The sequence below is a fragment of the Agromyces sp. C10 genome, from assembly GCF_023217995.1.
Taxonomy (GTDB): Bacteria; Actinomycetota; Actinomycetes; order Actinomycetales; family Microbacteriaceae; genus Agromyces; species Agromyces indicus.
The window spans coordinates 34,759-56,652 of the sequence record NZ_JALPSX010000015.1 but is presented as its reverse complement, the minus strand read 5'-3'; the positions used below and the strand labels follow the sequence as shown (position 1 = coordinate 56,652).

Sequence of the window (21,894 nt, the reverse complement as noted above, 5' to 3'; positions counted from 1 at the left end):
GCGCGGACTCCTGCACAGAAAGCAGAACACGTGGCTGCACCATCCAAGCGGTCCTCGCGACCCACGCCCGTCCGTAAGGCCTGGCGCTCCCTCACCTGGCTCGGCGTCCTCATCGTCGCGCTCTTCGGCATCAATGCCGCAGGCGTGATCTGGGGCGACGGCTCGTGGACGCCGAAGCTCGCGCTCGACCTCGAGGGCGGTACGCAGATCATCCTCGAGCCGTCGGTCGCCGACGGGGAATCGGTCTCGCAGGAGCAGCTCGACCAGGCCGTGTCGATCATCCGCCAGCGCGTCGACGCGTCCGGCGTCTCCGAGGCGGAGATCAACACGCAGGGCGGCCAGAACGTCGTCGTCGCGATCCCGGGTGAGCTCGACGAGCAGACCCGAGCGCGGATCGAGTCGTCCGCGAAGCTCGAGCTGCGGCCCGTTCTGCTCGCCGACGCGGCGACCAACCAGTCGATCGACCCGAGCGCCAGCCCCGAGCCCGAGGATGGCGCCGAGGAGGAGCTCGAGTCCACGCCCACGGCCGAGCCGACCGACGCGAGCGACCCCGCCTGGGTCACGCCGGCGCTGCAGGACCAATTCAACACCTTCGACTGCGCCGCCGTCGACGAGAGCGGTGCGAACGTCGCCCCCGCCGACGAGCCGCTCGTCACCTGCGACGCGACGCGCACCATCAAGTACCTCCTCGGTCCGGTCGAGGTCGGCGGCGAGGACATCGTCGACGCGACGAACGGCATGGTGCAGACCCAGACCGGCGCCACGACCGGCCAGTGGGCCGTGAACATCGTCTTCAACGAGCGCGGCGCCGAGCAGTTCGCCGAGGTCAGCCAGCGGCTGTTCGCGCTGAACGGGCAGACCCCGCGCGACCAGTTCGCGTTCGTACTCGACGGCGCGGTGCTCTCCGCCCCCCAGATGAACGGCGTCATCACCGACGGCCGTCCGCAGGTGACCGGCAGCTTCACGCAGGAGTCGTCCAAGGCGCTCGCCGACCAGCTGAAGTTCGGCGCCCTGCCCATCAGCTTCGAGGTCCAGTCCTCCGACACGATCTCCGCCACGCTGGGCACGTCGCAGCTGCAGGCGGGTCTCGTCGCCGGCCTCATCGGCCTCGTCCTCGTCGTCATCTACACGCTGTTCCAGTACCGCCTCCTCGGGACGGTGACGATCGCCTCGCTCATTATCGCGGGCGTGATCACCTACCTCACGATCACGATCCTGTCGTGGCGCGAGGGATACCGGCTCTCGCTCGCGGGCATCGCCGGACTCATCGTCGCGATCGGCTTCACTGCCGACTCGTTCATCGTGTACTTCGAACGCGTGCGCGATGAGCTCCGCGACGGCCGGCCGCTCGTCGGCGCGGTCGAGGCCGGATGGAAGCGCGCGCTCCGCACGGTGCTCTCGTCGAAGGGCATGAACCTGCTCGCCGCGATCGTGCTGTTCATCCTCGCGGTCGGCAGCGTGCGCGGCTTCGCCTTCACCCTCGGTCTCACGACCGTGATCGACGTGATCGTCGTGATCCTCTTCACCCACCCGATGCTGCAGCTGCTCGCGCAGACCCGCTTCTTCTCGAGCGGCCACCCCTGGTCGGGCCTCGACCCGAAGGCGCTGGGCGCGGTCTACCGCGGTCGCGCCGAGTTCCGGAAGCCCGTCCAGGTTCCCGCGACGAAGGTCGCTTCGAGTTCGCGCGAGGCGCAGCGCCGACAGACGATCGCCGAGCGCAAGGCGGCACAGGTCGACGCCACCGTGGGCGCCGGCGAGAGCAAGGAGTCCTGATGGCCAACCGCCTCACCACCTTCGGCAACGACCTCTACACGGGCAAGCGCTCGTTCAACTTCATCGGCGGGCGTCGCAAGTGGTACACGATCGCCGCCGTGCTGCTGATCCTGTCGGCGCTCGTGATGGTCGTCCGCGGCTTCAACTTCGGCATCGAGTTCCGCGGAGGCTCGCAGTTCCAGATCACCGGCGTCGCCGAGGCGACGCAGGACCCGGCCGCCCAGGCGGTCGAGCAGGTCGCCCCCGGCAACGTGGCGCGCATCACGGTCGTCGGTGACTCGGGCGTGCGCGTCCAGACGGAGCAGCTCGAGAAGACCGAATCCGAGGAACTCGTCGTCGCCCTCGCCGACGCGTACGGCGTCGACCGCAGCGAGGTCACGTCGTCCTTCATCGGCGCGAGCTGGGGTGCCGACGTGACCCGTCAGGCGATCCTCGGCCTCCTGGCCTTCCTCATGCTCGCGGGCATCGTGATGGCGCTCTACTTCCGAACGTGGAAGATGTCCGTGGCGGCGATCCTGTCGCTCATCGGCGACCTCATCCTCACGGCCGGCGTCTACGCGGCCGTGGGCTTCGAGGTGACGCCCGCGGCGATGATCGGCATCCTGACGATCCTCAGCTACTCGCTGTACGACACGATCGTGGTGTTCGACAAGATCCGCGAGAACACCGCCGAACAGGGCGAGGAGTCCCGTAGCACGTTCGCCGAGTCGGTCAACCTCGCCGTGAACCAGACCCTGGTGCGCTCGATCAACACGAGCGTGGTCGCGGCCCTGCCGGTCGCCGCCATCCTCTTCATCGGCGCGGGTGCGCTCGGGGCCGACACGCTCCGCGACATCTCGCTCGCCCTGCTGATCGGCATCATCGTCGGAACGTGGTCGACGGTCTTCGTCGCCGCTCCGCTCTACTCGCAGCTCCGCGAGGGCGAGCCGGCGATCAAGCGCCACGACCAGCGCGTGCTGAAGGAGCGGGAGCGGGCCGGCATCGCCGGTGCGTCGACCGCCGTCGCCGCCTCCTGAGCGTCCGCTCGGAGCCCGTGGCGCGCACCCCGCTCTCGAGCAGTGATAATTGAGGTCTGGAGGTGCGGCGGCGATGACTGAGACCGGAGTCAACTCGACGGCATCGTTGCGCCGTCTGGTGCCTCGGATCTTCTCGAAGGCCGTCCCCTCCGGCGCCGTCGATGCGGTCATCCGAACGGTGCGCATGCACCATCCGAAGGCCGACCTCGCGGTCATCGAGCGGGCCTACACCGTCGCCGAGCGAGCGCACGAGGGACAGAAGCGTCGGAGCGGCGAGCCGTACATCACCCACCCGATCGCCGTCGCGCAGATCCTCGCCGACCTCGGCATCGGATCGAAGGCCGTGGCCGCGGCGCTGCTGCACGACACCGTCGAGGACACGGCGTACACGCTCGACCAGCTGCGAGCCGACTTCGGCGACGAGATCGCCATGCTCGTCGATGGCGTGACCAAGCTCGACAAGGTCAAGTACGGCGACTCCACACAGGCCGAGACCGTCCGCAAGATGATCGTGGCGATGTCCAAGGACATCCGCGTGCTCATCATCAAGCTCGCGGACCGGCTGCACAACGCCCGCACCTGGGGATTCGTTCCGGCTCAGTCGGCCGCGCGCAAGGCGACCGAGACGCTCGAGATCTACGCGCCGCTCGCGCACCGCCTCGGCATCCAGACGATCAAGTGGGAGCTCGAGGACCTGTCGTTCGCGGTGCTCTATCCGAAGCTCTACGCCGAGATCGAGAGCCTCGTGAAGCAGCGGACGCCGCAGCGCGAGGAGTACGTCCAGTCGGTCATTGACATGGTCTCCGACGACCTGAAGGCTGCGCGGATCCGCGGCAAGGTGGTCGGGCGTCCGAAGCAGTACTACTCGATCTACCAGAAGATGATCGTGCGCGGCCGCGACTTCGACGACATCTACGACCTCGTCGGGATCCGCGTCCTCGTGAACTCGGTGCGCGACTGCTATGCGGTGCTCGGGTCGATCCACGCGCGCTGGACCCCGGTGCCCGGGCGATTCAAGGACTACATCGCGACCCCGAAGTTCAACCTGTACCAGTCGCTCCACACCACCGTGATCGGCCCGAAGGGCCGCCCGGTCGAGATCCAGATCCGCACGCACGACATGCACCAGCGCGCTGAATTCGGTGTGGCGGCGCACTGGAAGTACAAGGAGCGGATGGCAGGCGGGCGCGCCGAGGTGGGCGGTCCGCAGGACGATGCCGACATGGCGTGGCTCGCGCACATCTCCGACTGGCAGGCCGAGACCGCCGACCCCGGCGAGTTCCTCGATTCCCTCCGCTTCGAGATCGGCGCCAAGGAGGTCTACGTCTTCACGCCGAAGGGCCGCGTGATCGGGCTTCCCTCGGGCGCGACGCCCGTCGACTTCGCGTACGCGGTGCACACCGAGGTCGGGCACCGCACCATGGGTGCGAAGGTCAACGGTCGCCTGGTCCCGCTCGAGAGCGTGCTCACGAGCGGCGACGTCGTCGAGGTCTTCACGTCGAAGAACCCGGACTCCGGGCCCAGCAAGGACTGGCTCAACTTCGTCAAGAGCCCGCGCGCCCGGAGCAAGATCCGCCAGTGGTTCACCAAGGAACGTCGCGACGAGGCCATCGAGCACGGTCGCGACGCGATCGCCCGAGCGATGCGCAAGCAGAACCTGCCGTTGCAGAAGCTGATGAGCCAGGACTCCTTCGCCGAGGTGGCCGCCCAGCTGCGCTATGAAGACGTCTCGGCGCTCTACGCCGCGGTCGGCGAGGGACACGTCTCCACGCAATCGGTGATCGAGAAGGTCCTCGCACTCGTCCAGGACGAGGACGACGTCGAGGAGCCCGCCCTCCCGCTGCCCACGCGGTCGCGCTCGCTGCCGCGCAACAGCGACTCCGGGGTGCTGGTCCGGGGCGCGCCCGACATCCTCGTCAAGCTCGCCCGCTGCTGCACGCCCGTCCCCGGCGACGAGATCGTCGGATTCATCACCCGCGGCTCAGGCGTCTCGGTCCACCAGGCGACGTGCCACAACGTGCACTCGCTGCTCCGCGAGCCCGAGCGCATGATCGACGTCGAGTGGGCACCGAGCTCGAAGAGCGTCTTCCTCGTGCAGATCCAGATCGAAGCCCTCGACCGGGCGGGCCTGCTGTCGGATGTCACCCGCGTGCTCTCCGAGCACCACGTCAACATCCTGTCGGCCAACGTCTCGACGTCGACGGACCGGCTGGCCATCAGCCGCTTCGTGTTCGAGATGGGCGACACGACGCATCTCGACCGGGTGCTGAACGCCGTGCGGCGCATCGACGCCGTCTACGACGTCTATCGCGTCAGCGACGGCTGACGCACGGCGGCCTCCAACCGCGCGAGCGCGCGGGACTTGTGGGGGAGTCGGTGCGCCGCCGCGACCCGAGTGCGCAGTCGCTCGTCGAGTCCGGGCGTCGTCTCGAGCAGTGCGCCGACGACCCACGCCACCTCCGCGTCGTCGGCCTCGGCATCGCGCAGCAGGTCGAATCCGGTGCGGGTCGGCGTCGTGCAGCGGATGCCGCCGATCTCGACGACCTCGGCGGCCTCGATCACCACCTCGCGGACGATGCACGACGGGTCGATCCAGGAGGAGCCGCGGTCGGCGTAGGGGATGCAGTACTCCGCGACGGCGGGCGGCGCGGGCAGGGCACCGTGCACCCATGCCGCCGAACGCCGCTCGACGATGAGCCGGCCCGGCGAGACGGGGGCGACCGCGGCGGCGCGCAGGGCGGGCAGGTCCGGTTCGTCGACCGGGCACCAGCCACCCCCGATGGCCATGAGCTCGCCGTCGAGACGCGCCGCGCACAACTCGGGGAGGGGGAGGTCATCGGTGCGCAGCACCGCGGGGAGTCGCGCCATGCCGCCATCGTGCCGCACCCGTCGCCCCACGCGACGGCGCCCGGTCCTCCCTGTGGAGAACCGGGCGCCGAGGCGATGCGTGGGGGAGTGGTCAGCCTCCGACGGCCTTGAGCCAGGCCCGGCGCGCCTCGAGCGCCTCGCGAGCCTCGGCCGCGGCCTTCGCGTCGCCGGCGGCCTCGGCGTCGGCGAGCTCCGACTCGAGCTTGGCGATGGCGTCGTGCAACTGACCGAGCATGCCCTCGGAGCGCGCCTTCTTCTCGGGGTCCTCGCGCTGCCAGCGCTCGTCCTCGAGCGCTCGGACGTGGTTCTCGACCTTGCGCAGGCGGTCCTCGATCGTGCGCACCTGGTCGCGCGGAACGCGACCGATCTCGTCCCAGCGGCGCTGGATGCCGTTCAGCGTGGTGCGGGCGGAACGCGGGTCCTTCGCCGTGAGCAACGCGTCGGCCTCGTCGAGCAGTGCGAGCTTCTGCTCGAGGTTCGCGCGGTACTCCTCGTCGTCCTTCGCGTCGATCTCGGCCTTCGCCTGGAAGAGCACGTCGCCGGCGGCCTTGAACTTCGCCCACAGGGCGTCGTCGACCTTCTTGCCCGCGCGACCCGCGAGCTTCCACTCGTCGAGCAGCGAGCGGTACTCCGCCACGCCGTCGGCACCGCGCGGGGCGAGCGCCTCGGCGCGCTCGATGAGCCGCTGCTTGCGCTGGCGCACGTCGCGGTGGGCGGCGTCGAGCTCGGCGAAGAACGCCTTGCGGTGCTGCTCGATCGTCGAGCGCGCGGTGCGGAACCGCTTCCAGAGGTCGTTGGCCTCGCCCTTGGGCAGGCGCGGGCCCTCCTGCTGGTGCTTCTGCCAGGCGGCGAACAGGGCGTCGAGTTCGGCGCTCGTCTGCTTCCACTGCGTCTTCGCGGGGTCCTGCGCGGCCAGCGCCTCAGCCTGCTCGACGATGCGGGTGCGCTCGGCGATCGCCGCCTCGACCGCGGCCTTCGCCTCCGCCTGCTGCTGGGCCGTGAGTTCCTGGGTCGTGCCGGAGAGCGCCTCGAGGCGGCGCTGGAGCGACTCGAGGTCGCCGACCGCGTGCGCATCGGCCACGTTGGCCTGCAGCGTGGCCACGGCCTTGGCGACATCCGCTGCCGGTGCACCGCGACGCACGCGCTGCTCGAGGAGCGCCACGGCGCCCGCCAGGTCGGAGTACTTGCGCTCGAAGTACGCGAGCGCCTCCTCCGGCGTGGCGTCGGGGTACTGCCCGACCTCGCGCTCGCCCTCGCTGGTCCGCACGAAGACGGTGCCCGTCTCGTCGACGCGGCCCCACGGTTGCTGTGCTGAATCGGTCACGGACTCACCCTGTCGTCGGTCGGATGCCGCATGCGCGGCGGATGACGGCATCAAGCCTATTGCACCCCGAGAATCGTCGGCGGCCGGTGGCGGGCGCCCGCGTCGAGGCGGCGCGGAGGGCGCTTCGCCGGTCGGTCACTCCACGTCGAAGGACGTGATGGTGACGGGTCGGACGGGCTGGCCGTCCGGTGCCTCGTCGACCGTGCCGAAGTCGACGATCTCGCTGCGGAGCGCGTCCAGGCCGTCGGTCACGCGCCCGATGACCGTGTAGCCGCCCGCCTCGTCCGCGGTCAGGGTCGTGTCCTCGTAGACGATGAAGAACTGGCTCCCCTGGCTCTCGGCGTCGCCCGCCTGACGGGCCATCGCGATGGTGCCGGCCGGGTAGACGCCGTCCTCGGGCGCGTTCTCGATGGGACCGTACGTGTAGCCCGGGCCGCCGGTGCCGTCGCCGTTCGGGTCGCCGCACTGCAGCACGAACAGGCCCTCGGTGGTGAGTCGATGGCACCCGAGGCCGTCGTAGAAGCCGGACTGCACGAGGCTGATCGTGCTGGAGACCGCCTGCGGGGCGGCCGCGCCGTCGAGCTCGATCGACAGGATGGTGTCGTTGAGCGTGAGCGCGCCCACCCACGTGCGGTCGCCCGCGAGCTCGGCGGAGGGCACCGGCTGGGGCGTCTCGGTCGCTGCGGGCGTGGCCGTGGGCTCGGCCTCGGGCGAGCCGGGGCCGCCGTCGAAGTAGAGGAGCTGCGCGGCGGTGGCGAGCGCCAGCACGACGACGAGGGCGATGCCCGCGATGACGTTGTCGCGCCGCCGACGGCGGACGGAGCGGGCGTGGACCTCCTGCCGTGCCTGGTAGGTGCGCAGTCTCGCGCGCGCCTCGCGCGCCTGACGGTCGTTCGTTGCCACGCTGCTCCTTCTCGGGATCCTGCGACGGAACTCTACGCAACGGCGGCGTCGGGGTGCCAATCGCCGCGGCCTCCGCCGAGCGGTGGCCGGGAAGCGCTGTCGGATGCCGCGGCTACGCTGGTCGGCATGGTGGATACGGCTGCGGGCCTGCGTTCGGGCGCGACGCCGCTCGCGGTGCGCATGCGGCCGCGGAGCCTCGACGAGGTGGCCGGTCAGCGCCACCTGCTCACGCCCGGTTCGCCCCTCGTCGCGCTCGCCGCCGACCGGACGGGCGAGTCCGGCGCGGTCTCCGTCATCCTCTGGGGGCCGCCCGGCACGGGCAAGACGACGCTCGCGCAGGCGATCGCGCGGTCGTCGGGGCGCAAGTTCGTCGAGCTCTCGGCCGTGACCGCCGGTGTGCGCGACGTCCGCCAGGTCATGGAGGAGGCGCGGGCCAACCGCGACCTCTACGGCGTCTCGACCGTGCTCTTCCTCGACGAGATCCACCGCTTCACCAAGGCGCAGCAGGACGCCCTGCTGCCCGGCGTCGAGAACGGCTGGGTCATCCTCGTCGCCGCGACGACCGAGAACCCCTCGTTCTCCGTGATCTCGCCGCTCCTGTCGCGGTCGCTGCTGCTCACCCTCGAGACGCTCGACGACGACGACCTCGGCATGCTCGTCGACCGAGCGGTCGCCGACCCCCGCGGCCTCGCCGGGCGGGTCGCGCTCGAGCCCGAGGCGCGTGCGGCGATCGTCCGGCTCGCCTCCGGCGACGCACGGCGCGCCCTGACGGCGCTCGAGGCCGCATCGCTGTCGGCGACGGCCGAGGCCGAGGCAGAACGGGCCGGGGGCTCGGGTGCCGCGTCGGTCGACGGCGACGAGCCCGCCGTTCCCGTGATCACGCCCGAGACGGTCGCCCGCGCGGTCGATCGCGCCCTCCTGCGGTACGACCGCGACGGCGACGAGCACTACGACGTGATCAGCGCCTTCATCAAGTCGGTCCGCGGCAGCGACGTCGACGCGGCCCTGCACTACCTCGCGCGCATGATCGAGGCAGGGGAGGACCCCCGCTTCATCGCGCGACGCATCATCGTCCTGGCCTCGGAGGACATCGGCATGGCCGATCCGACGGCCCTCGGGGTCGCGGTCGCGGCCGCCGACGCGGTGCAGTACATCGGGATGCCGGAGGGGCGCATCCCGCTCGCGCAGGCGGTCGTCCACCTCGCGACGGCGCCGAAGTCGAACGCGGCGTACGTGGGCATCGACCGCGCCATCGCCGACGTGCGCGCGGGCAAGGCCGGCAGGGTCCCGAAGCACCTCCGCGATGCGCACTACCCGGGCGCGAAGCGGCTGGGGCACGGCAAGGGCTACGTCTACCCGCATGACGACCCCATCGGCGTCGTCCCGCAGCAGTACCTACCCGACCCGCTGCGCGGGGCGGTGTACTACACGCCGACCGAGCACGGCAATGAGCGCGACGTGTCGTCCCGACTGGGCAAGCTGCGGCGCATCGTGCGCGGTGAACGCTGAGCCGGGCGTTCGTGGTAGCATTTCCGTTGGCCTGAAGCCAGATTCTCGCGTGCGGCTGCGCGGTTTCCACGGCGAAGGGCGCGACCTGTAGCCGGTCCGCCCGTGGCGAACCCCTCTGACAAGTCTTTCCGGCGCCTCGCGCGCCCGGAACCACACCGTTCGAGAATCCTCCGAAAGGACATCGTGACCAGCCAGTCCCGAAGCAAGACCCGCCTCTCCCGCGCGCTCGGCGTCGCCCTCACCCCGAAGGCCGCCAAGTACATGGAGAAGCGCCCGTACGCTCCCGGTGAGCACGGCCGCACCAAGCGCAAGCAGGACTCCGACTACGCGGTCCGCCTCCGCGAGAAGCAGCGCCTGCGCGCCCAGTACGGCATCCGCGAGAAGCAGCTCCGCATCGCGTTCAACGAGGCTCGCCGCACCGACGGCCTGACCGGTGAGAACCTGGTCGAGCTGCTCGAGATGCGCCTCGACGCGCTCGTGCTCCGCGCCGGCTTCGCCCGCACCATCTCGCAGGCCCGCCAGTTCGTGGTGCACCGCCACATCACCGTCGACGGCCGCATCGTCGACCGCCCCTCCTTCCGCGTGAAGCCGGGCCAGATCATCGGCGTCAAGCAGCGCTCCGAGGGCACCGAGCCCTTCCAGGTCGCCGCGGCCGGCGGCCACGTCGACGTGCTCCCCAAGGTCCCGGGCTACCTCGAGGTCGAGCTCGACAAGCTGCAGGCGAAGCTCGTGCGTCGCCCGAAGCGCGTCGAGGTGCCCGTCACCTGTGACGTGCAGCTCGTCGTCGAGTACTACGCCGCCCGCTAGTCGGCGGTTTCCGAACGGGGTCGCGGTTCGCCGCGGCCCCGTTCGTCGTCCCGGCGGGGAGTGCCGCGCACACCCTAGACTGGACGGACGCGTGCGCATCGCACGCCGCAACGCCCGACCTCTCGAGGAGTGAGACGTGAAGAGCATCCTGTGGTTCGCCGTCGGCGTCGCGACCGGCTTCGCCGTCGCGCACCAGGTCAACCGCACCGCGCAGGGCCGGGAGTTCTTCGCGGGCCTCGACGCGAAGGCGCGTGCCTTCGGCCGCGCGGTCGCCGAGGGCTACCACGCCCGAGAGGCCGAGCTCCGCGCCGCCGAGCAGTCCTGACGCTCGGGCGCGACGACGCCCTCGCCCGCCGTGCGGGCCGCTCCGCCACCTCCTGATCCAGAACGGAACCATGCAGACTGCCGAGATCCGCCAGCGCTGGCTCGACTTCTTCGCCGCTCGCGGCCACACGGTCGTGCCGTCGGCCTCCCTCGTGTCCGACGACCCCTCGCTGCTGTTCACCGTCGCCGGCATGGTGCCCTTCGTGCCCTACCTCACCGGCGTGGTGCCCGCGCCCTACGACCGGGCGACGAGCGTGCAGAAGTGCATCCGCACGAACGACATCGAAGAGGTCGGGAAGACGCCGCGCCACGGCACGTTCTTCCAGATGAACGGCAACTTCTCGTTCGGCGACTACTTCAAGGAGGGAGCGATCCAGTACGCCTGGGAGCTCCTCACGACGCCCGAGGCCGACGGCGGCTACGGCTTCGACCCGGCCGACCTGTGGGTCACGGTGTACGAGGACGACGACGAGGCGCGCGAGATCTGGCGCCGCGTCGCCGGGCTGCCCGACGACCGCATCCAGGGCCTCGGCAAGGACACGAACTACTGGCACACGGGTCAGCCCGGCCCCGCCGGCCCGTGTTCCGAGATCTTCTTCGATCGCGGGCCCGAGTACGGCGCCGACGGCGGCCCCGCGACCGACGACGACCGGTACGTCGAGATCTGGAATCTCGTGTTCATGCAGTACCTCATCGACGACGTGCGGTCGAAGACCGATTTCCGGATCGTCAAGGAACTGCCGAAGAAGAACATCGACACCGGCATGGGCCTCGAACGCGTCGCGTTCATCAAGCAGGGCGTCGACAACATGTACGAGATCGACCAGGTGCGCCCGGTCCTCGACGCTGCCGCCGACCTGTCCGGCCGACGCTACGGGGCCGACCACGACGACGACGTGCGCATGCGCGTCATCGCCGACCACATCCGGTCCGCGCTCATGCTCATGAGCGACGGCGTCACGCCGTCGAACGAGGGCCGCGGGTACATCCTGCGCCGCCTGCTCCGTCGCAGCATCCGCGCCATGCGCCTGCTGGGCGTCGAAGGACCGACCTTCGAGCGCCTCTTCGCGGCGTCGCGCGACGCGATGAAGGCCGCATACCCCGAGGTGGCCGAGAACTACCGCCAGATCGAGCAGCTCGCGCTCGGCGAGGAGGAGACGTTCCTTCGCACCCTGAGCGCCGGCACGTCGATCCTCGACCAGGCCGTGGCGAAGACCAAGGGCACGGGCTCCGACCTGCTCGCGGGCGACACCGCCTTCCTCCTGCACGACACCTACGGCTTCCCGATCGAGCTCACCCTCGAGATGGCCGAGGAGGCCGGGCTATCGGTCGACCGGCACGCCTTCGACTCGCTCATGGCCGACCAGCGATCGCGCGCGAAGGCGGACGCGAAGTCGAAGAAGAAGGTCCTCGCGGACCTCTCGGTCTACGCCGACCTGCGGGCTCGCGGTGAGACGGTCTTCACCGGGTACACCGACCTCCTGACCGACTCGACCGTGCTCGGCATCCTCGTCGACGGGCGGCCCGCCACGAAGGCCACCCAGGGCCAGACCGCCGAGGTCATCCTCGCCGAGACCTCCCTCTACGCCGAGTCCGGTGGCCAGGCGCCCGACCAGGGCCGCATCGTCGGCGACGGGTTCGACCTCGAGGTGCTCGACGTGCAGAAACCGGTCAAGGGCCTCATCAGCCACACGGTCAAGGTCACCTCGGGCGAGGTCGGCGTCGGCGTGCCCGCCACGACGGTGGTCGACGAGCATTATCGCCGCGGCGCGACCCAGGCGCACTCCGGCACCCACCTGGTGCACGCCGCGCTCCGGCAGGTGCTCGGTCCCAACGCGCATCAGTCCGGCTCGTTCAACAAGGCCGGCTACCTGCGGCTCGACTACGGCTGGAACCAGGCGCTGTCGACCGCCACGCGCAGCGAGATCGAGGAGATCGCCAACGACGCCGTGCGCGACAACCTCGAGGTCGTCACGCGTGAGATGCCGATCGATGAGGCCAAGGCGCTCGGCGCGATGGCGCTGTTCGGCGAGAAGTACGGCGACGTCGTGCGCGTCGTCGACATCGGCGGTCCGTGGTCGCGCGAGCTCTGCGCCGGCACGCACGTCGCGCGGAGCGCCGAGATCGGGATGATCAACATCATCGGCGAGTCGTCGGTCGGCGCCTCGAACCGTCGCGTCGAGTCGCTCGTCGGACAGGACGCGTTCCGTCGATTCGCGGCCGAGCGCGCCCTGGTGAACGAATTGACCTCGACGCTCAAGACGCGCCCCGAGCAGCTGGTCGACCGGATCGGCGAACTGGTGTCGAGCCTGAAGGCCGCCGAGAAGCGCATCCAGCAGTTCGAGGCGAAGGCGCTGAACGACCGCGTGCCCGACCTCGCGGGCAAGGCCGAGCGACTCGGCGACCTGCTCATGGTGGTCCAGCCCGTGGGCGCGCTCGGCTCGGGCGACGAGCTCCGGTCGCTCGCGACCGCGGTGCGCGGTCGACTCGGCGATGCGGCATCCGTCGTCGCGCTCGTCGGCGAGGTCGGCGGCAAGCCGCTCGCCATCGCGGCCACCTCGCCCGCCGCGCGCGAGGCCGGCGCGAACGCGGGCTCGATCGCGAAGGCGATGGCGGGCGCGCTCGGCGGAGGGGGCGGCGGCAAGCCCGACCTGGCCCAGGGCGGCGGCAACGACCTCTCGGCCGTGCCCGCGGCGCTCGAGGCGGCGCGGTCGGCGATCACGCGATGACGTTGCGGCCCGGCGCGCGACTCGGCATCGACGTGGGCCGGGCGCGCGTCGGCGTGTCCCGCTGCGACCCGTCGGCGATCCTCGCGGTCCCCGTCGAGACCGTGGCGCGCGACGCGGACGGCGACGACGACATCCGTCGCATCCTCGAACTCGCGACGGAGCACGAGGTGATCGAACTGGTGGTCGGCAATCCGCTGTCGCTGTCGGGCACCTCGACGGCCTCGACCGACGATGCGGTGGCGTTCGCCGAGCGGCTCGCGGCAGCCGGTGCAGCGGTCCGGCTCGTCGACGAGCGGATGTCGACGGTGAGCGCACAGCAGGCGCTGCGATCGGCCGGCAAGTCGTCGCGCAAGCAGCGTCCCATCATCGACCAAGCGGCAGCCGTTATCATTCTGCAACACGCCATCGATGCCGAGCGGGCATCCGGCACCGCTCCCGGACGAACGATCTCCGCCGACGAAGGGCTCTGACCCCGTGACCCAGCGCCCCCCAGAGCAACGACGCGGCTCCGACCAGCAGCCTCCCTCCGATTGGGATGCCATCCTGTCGGGCAGCGCTCCGCCCACGCCGCCGAGGGGGGTGCCAGAGCCTCCGCCGCAGCGCCGCCCGGAGCCCGCGGCGCCCGCGGCGTCCACGCCGGACGACGCGCCGCCGCCACGCAGCCGACGCGAACTCCGCGAGGCCGAGCAGCGGCGAGCCGCCGAGGCCGGGCAGCGGCGGACCGCCGAGCACGAGTTCGAGCGGGCGCCCGTGCCGGACGGCCGCGAGCCCCGCGAGCGCATGGTCTCCTCCGCAGAGCCCGACTCCCGCGTCCCGCGGGAACCGGTGCCGACGCGTCCGGAACCCGACCTCCTGAACCCCTGGGACGACGACCCGGCGCCGCGCTCCTCCCGAGCGGACCGGCGCGCCCTCGCCGACCTCGACCTCGACGAGCACGAGGTCGAGCAGCGCCGGCGCGGTCGCGGCGCGCTCGGATGCCTCGTGGCGTTCCTGGTGCTCGCCGGCCTCGTGGTCGCCGCGGTGTTCTTCCTGCAGGGGCCGATCAACTCGGTGCTCGACCGCTTCCAGCCACCGGAGGACTACAGCGGGTCCGGCTCGGGCGAGGTCGTCTTCATGATCGAGGACGGCGACGGCGGCGAGACCATCGCCGCGAACCTCGCCGAACAGGACATCGTGGCCTCCGCCGAGGCGTTCATCGACGAGATGAGCGCACGCGATGCCGCGCCGACGTTCTACCCGGGCGCGTACCGGATGGCGAACCAGATGAGCGCCGAAGCCGCGCTCGACGCCCTGCTCGACCCCGCGTCGAAGATGGAGAACACCTTCGTCATCCAGGAGGGCCTCTGGGCGCGCGACGCCCTCGAGGCGGCATCGGCGGCCACGGGCATCCCGCTCGAGGAGTTGCAGGCCGCCGCGGCCGACCCCCAGGCGCTCGGGCTGCCCGCCGAGGCGAAGTCCGTGGAGGGCTTCCTCTTCCCGGCCACCTACACCTTCGGGCCCGACGTCACGGCCGAGCAGCTGATCCAGACCCTGGTCGACCGGACCTTCCAGTCGCTCGACGCCGCCGGCGTGGCCCCGGAGGACCGTTGGGAGACCATCGTCATCGCCTCGCTCATCGAGCGCGAGTCCGGCTCGGAGGCCGACTCCTACAAGGTGTCGCGCGTCATCCAGAACCGCCTCGATCCGGCCCAGTTCGACAGCGGACTGCTGCAGTTCGACTCCACCGTGCACTACGGCACGGGTGACGACTCGGTCGTCACCACGACCGACGCGGAGCGCGCCGACGCGTCGAACCCGTACAACACCTACGTGCACCCGGGGCTGCCCCCGGGGCCGATCGGCAACCCGGGCGACGTCGCCATCGACGCCGCCCAGAACCCCGAGCCGGGGCCGTGGCTGTACTTCGTGACCGTGAACCTCGAGACCGGCGAGACCGTCTTCTCCGCGACGTTCGCCGAGCACGAGCAGGCGGTGCAGCGGTTCTACCAGTACCTCGAGGAGAACGGCTAGATGCCGACGGATGCCGCGACGCCGGCGCCCGGCGCCGGCGCCGGTGACGTCCGGCGCCGCCTCGCGGTGCTGGGCTCGCCCATCGCGCACTCGAAGAGCCCGGCCCTCCATCGCGCCGCCTACGAGCGGCTCGGGCTCCACTGGACCTACGACCGAATCGAGGTGGGCGAAGGCGGCCTCGCACGGTTCGTGGACGGTCTCGGTCCGGAATGGCGCGGGCTGTCGCTGACGATGCCCCTGAAGGGCGAGGCCCTCGCCCTCGCCGACGAGGTGGAGCGCCTCGCCGAGCGGGCCGGCGCGGTCAACACGCTGCTCCTCTCGCCCGACGGCCGGCGGCTCGGCTTCAACACCGACATCGGCGGGATCGTGCGCGCGCTCGGCGACGCCGGCGTCCACGCCATCCGACACGGCGTGCTCGTCGGCGGGGGAGCCACGGCCGCATCGGCCCTCGTGGCGATGGCCGAGCTCGGCGCCGTGAGCGTCGACGTGTGCGTGCGCGACGCCGGCCGGGCGGCATCCGTCGTCGACCTCGGCCACGCGCTCGGCCTCGTCGTCGACGTGCGGCGGCTCGACCACCTCGCTTCCCGCGCCGAAGCCGACCTCGTGATCAGCACCGTCCCGGGCGGGACCGACCTCGGCGTCGCGCCGTCGGACGACCTCGCCGCGGCCCCGCTCCTCGACGTCGCCTACGCGCCGTGGCCGACGGCGCTCGCGGCGGCGTGGACCGAGCGCGGCGGCGCCGTCGCCCACGGACTCGGCATGCTCATCCACCAGGCCCTGCTCCAGGTGCGGGTCTTCCTCACGGGCGATCCGCTCGCCGAGCTCCCCGACGAGGCGGCCGTGCTCGACGTCATGCGGCAGGCCGCCTGATCGGGCTGTGGGAGGATGGTGGGCATGCTCCGTTGGCTCACCGCGGGTGAATCGCACGGCCCCGAGCTGGTCGCGATCCTCGAAGGACTCCCCGCCGGCATCCCCGTCACCCTCGACGACATCCGCGCCGACCTGGCGCGCCGCAAGCTCGGCTACGGTCGTGGCGCCCGCATGAAGTTCGAACAGGACGAGCTCGCGATCTCCGGCGGCGTCCGGCACGGGCTCACGCTCGGCAGCCCCGTCGCGCTGCGCATCGGCAACACCGAGTGGCCGAAGTGGCAGCAGGTCATGAGCGCCGAACCGGTCGACCCCGCGACGCTCGGCAAGGGCCGCGGCGCGCCGCTGACCCGTCCGCGTCCCGGTCACGCCGACCTGGTGGGCATGCAGAAGTACGGCTTCGACGAGGCCCGCCCGGTGCTCGAGCGCGCGAGCGCCCGCGAGACCGCGGCCCGCGTCGCGCTCGGCGCCGTCGCGCGCGCGTTCCTCGCGGAACTCGGGATCCGACTAGTGTCGCACACCGTCGCGATCGGGCCCGTCCGCGTGCCCGAGGGCAGCGCGCTGCCGATGCCGTCCGACGTCGACGCGCTCGACGCCGACCCGCTGCGCTGCTTCGACCCGGCGACGAGCGAACGCATGGTCGCCGAGGTGGATGCCGCGCACAAGGACGGCGACACCCTCGGCGGCGTGGTCGAGGTGCTGGCCTACGGCCTGCCGCCGGGCCTCGGCTCGCACGTGCACTGGGATCGCCGCCTCGACGCGCGGCTCGCGGCCGCCCTCATGGGCATCCAGGCGATCAAGGGCGTGGAGGTCGGCGACGGCTTCCTCACCACGACGCGTCGCGGTTCCGCCGCGCACGACGAACTGCACCTCGCCGACGGGCGGATCGTCCGCGCGAGCGACCGCGCCGGAGGCACCGAGGGCGGCATGTCGACGGGCACCGTCCTGCGCGTGAGCGCCGGCATGAAGCCCATCGCCACCGTGCCGCACGCCCTTCCCACGGTCGACGTGGCGACGGGCGAGCCGGCGCCGGCACACCACCAGCGGTCGGATGTCTGCGCGGTCCCCGCGGCCGGCGTGGTCGCCGAGGCCATGGTCGCGCTGACGCTCGCCGACGCCGTGCTCGAGAAGTTCGGCGGCGACTCGGTCGCCGAGACCCGCCGCAACCTCGAGGCGTACCTCGCCGCGATCCCGGACTCGCTCGCGAGCCAGGTGGCGGCGTCCGATGCGGTCCGTGCCTGAGTCGACGCCGGGCACCGGCGCGCCGCGGGTCGTGCCGCTGCCGATCGTGCTCGTCGGGCCCATGGGCGCCGGCAAGTCGCGCGTGGGCGCCCGGCTCGCGGCATCCGTCGGTGCGCCGTTCGTCGACACCGACCAGCGGATCGTCGAGCGCTACGGACCCATCGACGAGATCTTCGCCCGCGAGGGCGAGGAGTACTTCCGCATCATCGAGCGCGAGGTCGTGGCGGAGGCGCTCCGCGAGGAGGCGATCGTCTCCCTCGGCGGCGGCGCCGTGCTCGACGCCGACACGCGCGACGACCTCGCGAGCCTGCCGGTCGTCTGGCTCCAGGTGTCGGCCGAGGCCGTCGCACCACGGCTCTCGGGAGGCACCCGACCGCTCCTGGCCGACGGCGGACTCGACCGCTGGATCCGCATCCGCGACGAGCGGCGCCCGCTGTACGAGCAGGTCGCGGGACTCACCATCGACACCTCGCGTCGCTCGGTCGCGCGGATCGTCGACCGCATCACCGAGTGGGCAGGGGCACGTGCATGAGCGAGACCGGAGCGACCACCATCCGAGTGGGCGGTGAGGGCGACGCCGGGTACGACGTCGTGATCGGCCGCGACCTGCTGGCCGGCGTGGGCGACGCGATCGGCTCGGCCGCGGCCAAGGTGCTGATCGTGCACCCGCCGACGCTCGGTGCGCGTGCCGCAGCGCTGCGCGAGTCGCTCGCCGGTCGCTACGAGGTGCTGCTCGCCGAGGTGCCCGACGCCGAACAGGCCAAGCGCGTCGAGGTCGCGGCGTTCTGCTGGCAGATCCTCGGTCAGGCCGACTTCACCCGCACCGACGTGATCGTCGGGTTCGGCGGAGGAGCGATCACCGACCTCGCGGGCTTCGTCGCGGCGACGTGGCTCCGCGGCGTCCGGATCGTGCAGCTGCCCACGACGGTCCTCGGCATGGTCGATGCGGCGATCGGCGGCAAGACCGGCATCAACACCAACGAGGGCAAGAACCTCGTCGGCGTCTTCCACGCCCCGGCGGCGGTGCTCTGCGACCTCGAACTGCTCGACACCCTGCCGCGCAACGAGATCCTCGCGGGCTTCGCCGAGGTGGTGAAGGCCGGGTTCATCCGCTACCCCGAGATCCTCGACGTCATCGAGGCCGACCCGGATGCCGCGACGGACCCGACGACGCCGGAGTTCCGCCGGGTGGTGGAGCTCGCGATCCGCATGAAGGCCGAGGTCGTCTCCGAGGACTTCCGGGAAGCAGGGCTCCGCGAGATCCTGAACTACGGCCACACCCTCGGCCACGCGGTCGAGCACGCCGAGCGGTACCAGTGGCGCCACGGCGCCGCCGTGGCGGTGGGCCTCGCGTTCGCCGCCGAGCTCGGCCGCCTCTCCGGGCGTCTGTCGGACGAGGTCGCCGACCGGCACAAGCGCGTGCTCGACCTGCTGAGCCTGCCCACCTCGTACCCGGCCGGCCGCTGGAACACCCTCCTCGCCACGATGCAGCGCGACAAGAAGGCGCGGGCCGGCCAGCTCCGGTTCATCGTGCTCGACGACCTCGCCAAGCCCACGGTCATGCTCGCGCCCGACCAGTCGCTGCTGTTCGCCGCCTACCAGGAGATCGCGTCCTGAGCGACCGGGGCGACGGATGCCGCGCCGCTAGGCTTCGAGCATGACGACGATCCTCGTGCTCAACGGGCCGAACCTCGGCCGACTCGGCTCGCGCGAGCCCGAGGTGTACGGCGCTGAGACGCTCGCCGACATCGGCGACCGGCTCGCGGCATCCGTGCCCGAGGGCGTCGAGATCGACCTGCGCCAGACCGACGACGAGGCCGAGCTGGTTCGCTGGATCCACGAGGCCGTCGACCGTCGCACGCCGGTCGTGCTGAACCCGGCCGCGTTCACGCACTACAGCTACGCGCTGCGGGATGCCGCGGCCCAGCTGAAGACCGCCGGGGTGCCGCTCGTCGAGGTGCACCTGTCGAATCCGCACGCGCGCGAGGCGTTCCGGCACACGAGCGTCATCTCCGGGGTCGCGACGGGCGTCATCGCGGGCTTCGGTGCCGAGTCGTACCGCCTCGCGATCGACTGGCTCCTGCGGCATCCGTAGCTCTCGACTAGACTCGATCGGTCGCACGCCGCGTCGTGCGCCTTCGACTTCCCCGTCCTCCACCGAACGGATCACCCATGGCAAGCACCGCTGACATCAAGAACGGCGTCGTCCTCAACATCGACGGCCAGCTCTGGAGCGTCGTCGAGTTCCAGCACGTCAAGCCCGGCAAGGGCGGTGCGTTCGTGCGCACCAAGCTGAAGAACGTCGTCACCGGCAAGGTCGTCGACAAGACCTACAACGCCGGCGCCAAGGTCGACATCGAGAACGTCGACCGTCGCGACTTCACGTACCTCTACAGCGACGGCGACGGCTTCGTGTTCATGGACCAGACCGACTACGACCAGCTGACGGTCCCCGCCACGGTCGTCGGCGACGCCAAGAACTTCATGCTCGAGAACCAGGCCGTGACCATCGCGCTGAACAACGGCAACCCGCTCTACATCGAGCTGCCCGCGTCCGTCGTGCTCGAGATCACGTACACCGAGCCAGGCCTGCAGGGCGACCGCTCCACCGGCGGCACCAAGCCCGCCACCGTCGAGACCGGCTACGAGATCCAGGTGCCGCTGTTCCTCGAGACCGGCACCAAGGTCAAGGTCGACACCCGCTCGGGCGACTACCTCGGCCGCGTGAACGACTAGTGAGCGCCCGTACGAAGGCGCGCAAGCGCGCCCTCGACCTGCTCTACGCCGCCGACATGCGCCAGGTGCCGGTCGAGCAGTTGCTCGCCGCCGAGGCGGAGCGCGCGGTGAACGAACCGGAGCGTCAGGCCTCCTGGCTGTACGCGCGCGAGATCGTCGACGGCGTCGTCGACCACCGCGACGAGATCGACGAGGTCATCACGACGAACTCGCGGGGCTGGACCCTCGAGCGCATGCCGGCCGTCGACCGGGCGCTGCTGCGCATCGGCGTGTGGGAGATCCTCTACAACGACGAGGTCCCCGACGCGGTGGCCATCTCCGAGGCGGTCGAGGCCGCGACGGTGCTCTCGACCGACGACTCCGCGGGCTTCGTCAACGGCCTGCTCGCGGCGATCTCCCACTCGAAGGGCTGATCACCCGCGGTCGCGTGCGCGCACGCGCTCGACGAGTGCGAGCGTGTGCGCGACCACCTCCGCCGGGCCGTCGTGCTCGGCGAACCGCGCGGCGAGCTCACGCGACCGGCCACGAATCGCGGCGTCCCGGGACACGCGGCGCCACGCGTCGAGGATGGCACGTGGTCGCGGTCGTCCCGTGCGCAGGTCGATCCCGGCGCCCGCCCAGGCGACGCGCGCCGCCGCTTCCGGCTTGTCGAGGTCGCCGCCGGCGACCACGAGCGGCACGCCGTGCGCGAGCGCGGCGAGCACGCCGCCCCATCCGCCGTTGGTGATCATCACGTCCACGTGCGGGAGGAGGGCCGCGTGCGGCACGAACCCCGCCACGCGCGCGTTCGGCGGCGTCGGGAAGGGCAGCGGCGCGTCATCGGGCCGCCCGGTGGTCGCCACGACCAGCACCGGCTGGCGGCCGAGCGCCGCGAACGTCGGAGCGATCAGGTCGGACGGGCCGAGGTTCTGCGTGCCCTGGGTGACATGCACCACGGGCACTGCGGACCGCACGACCTCCGACCACCACTCGGGGAGCGCCGGGAAGGCACCGGGCGTCGGGGAACGACTCGCGAGCTCGCCCACGAACACGATGCGACCGGTCGGATCCTCGCGCGGATACTCCAGTTCCGGAACCCCGACGGCGCACACCAGGTCCGGTGACGCGGTCGCCTCGTCGAACCGGGCCGTGCCCGGTCCGAGGCCGGCCCGGGTCCGCTCGTCGCGATAGGCGCGCTGGATGCCGCGGGTGGCCAACCGGCCTGCACGCCGGAGCGCTGCGTCGCGCAGTCGCTCGGCAGCGTTCCGGGCGGGTGCGATCCCGAGCCCGGGCGGCGGAAGCCGCCGACTCGGCAGCGCCAGCGGGGTGGTGCTCACCGAGACCCATGCAGTGCCCGTGCGTTCGGCGGCGAAGGCGGCACCGAGCGAGGTCGCATCGGCCACGACGGCGTCCCACGGGCGCACCCTCCACGCTTCGAGCAGGTCCGCGCACTGGCCGGCGCCCGACCGCACGAACAGGTGCTCCACGTTGGCGAGCATCTGCCTCGGCCCGCGCCGGCCCGCCAGTTCCGGATACGCCCCGGACGGGTCATGCTCGTCGAAATCGCGCGCTGGTCGCCAGCGGATCACGTCCGCGCCGACCGCCGCGAACGCCGCCTCGTAGGCGGCGCCGGTGTAGGCGCGAACGCGGTGGCCGTCCGCCACGAACGCGCCGGCGACGGCGGCGAGCGGACCCGCGTGCCCGTGGAACGGCATCGCCGCAACCATCACGTCGGCCATGTGCGATCGCACCACGACCGGGCGGCGTGCGGCGGCCCCCGAACGGGGTGGAACGCCGTGTCCGCCCT

Annotated in this window: 20 protein-coding genes; 16 read left to right on the top strand and 4 right to left on the bottom strand. The window is 71.6% G+C overall.

Annotated elements, in window-relative coordinates:
• Window positions 1–30: 30 nt before the first annotated feature.
• From secD to M1L56_RS15620, 3 genes are all read left to right on the top strand, one after another.
• A complete protein-coding gene (gene secD, locus M1L56_RS15630; RefSeq protein WP_067947236.1) occupies window positions 31–1,773 on the top strand; it encodes a protein translocase subunit SecD in 1,743 nt (580 codons plus the stop codon).
• A complete protein-coding gene (secF, locus tag M1L56_RS15625; RefSeq protein WP_248599936.1) occupies window positions 1,773–2,789 on the top strand; it encodes a protein translocase subunit SecF in 1,017 nt (338 codons plus the stop codon). The genes secD and secF overlap by 1 nt, the downstream gene beginning before the upstream one ends.
• 73 nt (window positions 2,790–2,862) lie before the next feature.
• Window positions 2,863–5,115: a bifunctional (p)ppGpp synthetase/guanosine-3',5'-bis(diphosphate) 3'-pyrophosphohydrolase gene (locus M1L56_RS15620; protein ID WP_248599935.1), complete on the top strand. Its 2,253-nt coding sequence runs from the start codon at window positions 2,863–2,865 to the stop codon at window positions 5,113–5,115.
• Here M1L56_RS15620 and M1L56_RS15615 read toward each other — a convergent pair.
• From M1L56_RS15615 to M1L56_RS15605, 3 genes are all read right to left on the bottom strand, one after another.
• Window positions 5,094–5,657, bottom strand: coding sequence for a hypothetical protein (locus tag M1L56_RS15615; protein WP_067947242.1), 564 nt, complete (start codon window positions 5,655–5,657; stop codon window positions 5,094–5,096). The two genes, M1L56_RS15620 and M1L56_RS15615, sit on opposite strands and share 22 nt — an antisense overlap.
• A 91-nt stretch (window positions 5,658–5,748) precedes the next feature.
• Entirely contained in the window at window positions 5,749–6,981 is a 1,233-nt protein-coding gene (locus tag M1L56_RS15610; RefSeq protein WP_248599934.1) for a DUF349 domain-containing protein, read from the bottom strand.
• Between the two features lie 135 nt (window positions 6,982–7,116).
• A complete protein-coding gene (locus tag M1L56_RS15605; protein ID WP_248599933.1) occupies window positions 7,117–7,884 on the bottom strand; it encodes a peptidylprolyl isomerase in 768 nt (255 codons plus the stop codon).
• Between the two features lie 126 nt (window positions 7,885–8,010).
• On the opposite strand from M1L56_RS15605, the gene M1L56_RS15600 reads away from it, so the two are divergent.
• From M1L56_RS15600 to nusB, 13 genes are all read left to right on the top strand, one after another.
• Window positions 8,011–9,393: a replication-associated recombination protein A gene (locus tag M1L56_RS15600; protein WP_248599932.1), complete on the top strand. Its 1,383-nt coding sequence runs from the start codon at window positions 8,011–8,013 to the stop codon at window positions 9,391–9,393.
• Window positions 9,394–9,576: 183 nt separating this feature from the next.
• Complete coding sequence (rpsD, locus tag M1L56_RS15595) at window positions 9,577–10,200, top strand: 30S ribosomal protein S4 (protein WP_067947246.1); 624 nt, start codon at window positions 9,577–9,579, stop codon at window positions 10,198–10,200.
• A 136-nt stretch (window positions 10,201–10,336) separates the two neighbouring features.
• Window positions 10,337–10,525, top strand: a complete 189-nt coding sequence (locus tag M1L56_RS15590) for a hypothetical protein (protein WP_067947248.1) — start codon at window positions 10,337–10,339, stop codon at window positions 10,523–10,525.
• 70 nt (window positions 10,526–10,595) lie between these two features.
• Window positions 10,596–13,253, top strand: coding sequence for an alanine--tRNA ligase (alaS, locus tag M1L56_RS15585; RefSeq protein WP_248599931.1), 2,658 nt, complete (start codon window positions 10,596–10,598; stop codon window positions 13,251–13,253).
• 2 nt (window positions 13,254–13,255) lie between these two features.
• Complete coding sequence (gene ruvX, locus M1L56_RS15580; protein WP_248599951.1) at window positions 13,256–13,723, top strand: Holliday junction resolvase RuvX; 468 nt, start codon at window positions 13,256–13,258, stop codon at window positions 13,721–13,723.
• A gap of 109 nt (window positions 13,724–13,832) precedes the next feature.
• Window positions 13,833–15,263: an endolytic transglycosylase MltG gene (mltG, locus tag M1L56_RS15575; RefSeq protein WP_248599930.1), complete on the top strand. Its 1,431-nt coding sequence runs from the start codon at window positions 13,833–13,835 to the stop codon at window positions 15,261–15,263.
• Entirely contained in the window at window positions 15,264–16,133 is an 870-nt protein-coding gene (locus M1L56_RS15570; protein ID WP_248599929.1) for a shikimate dehydrogenase, read from the top strand.
• A gap of 24 nt (window positions 16,134–16,157) precedes the next feature.
• Entirely contained in the window at window positions 16,158–17,372 is a 1,215-nt protein-coding gene (aroC, locus tag M1L56_RS15565; RefSeq protein ID WP_067947255.1) for a chorismate synthase, read from the top strand.
• Window positions 17,365–17,904: a shikimate kinase gene (locus M1L56_RS15560; protein WP_248599928.1), complete on the top strand. Its 540-nt coding sequence runs from the start codon at window positions 17,365–17,367 to the stop codon at window positions 17,902–17,904. The genes aroC and M1L56_RS15560 overlap by 8 nt, the downstream gene beginning before the upstream one ends.
• Window positions 17,901–18,989 (top strand): 3-dehydroquinate synthase, encoded by a 1,089-nt coding sequence (gene aroB / locus M1L56_RS15555; RefSeq protein ID WP_067947257.1) that lies wholly within the window; start codon window positions 17,901–17,903, stop codon window positions 18,987–18,989. Before M1L56_RS15560 ends, aroB begins: the two co-directional genes overlap by 4 nt.
• 40 nt (window positions 18,990–19,029) lie before the next feature.
• Window positions 19,030–19,467, top strand: a complete 438-nt coding sequence (locus tag M1L56_RS15550; RefSeq protein ID WP_067947259.1) for a type II 3-dehydroquinate dehydratase — start codon at window positions 19,030–19,032, stop codon at window positions 19,465–19,467.
• 77 nt (window positions 19,468–19,544) lie between these two features.
• Entirely contained in the window at window positions 19,545–20,108 is a 564-nt protein-coding gene (efp, locus tag M1L56_RS15545) for an elongation factor P (protein WP_067947260.1), read from the top strand.
• Window positions 20,108–20,521 carry a transcription antitermination factor NusB gene (gene nusB, locus M1L56_RS15540; protein ID WP_067947262.1) on the top strand — a complete coding sequence of 138 codons (414 nt, stop codon included), beginning with the start codon at window positions 20,108–20,110 and terminating at the stop codon, window positions 20,519–20,521. Before efp ends, nusB begins: the two co-directional genes overlap by 1 nt.
• On the opposite strand, the gene M1L56_RS15535 is transcribed toward nusB, so the two are convergent.
• Entirely contained in the window at window positions 20,522–21,826 is a 1,305-nt protein-coding gene (locus tag M1L56_RS15535) for a glycosyltransferase (protein ID WP_248599927.1), read from the bottom strand. It lies immediately after the preceding gene.
• Between the last annotated feature and the right edge of the window lie 68 nt (window positions 21,827–21,894).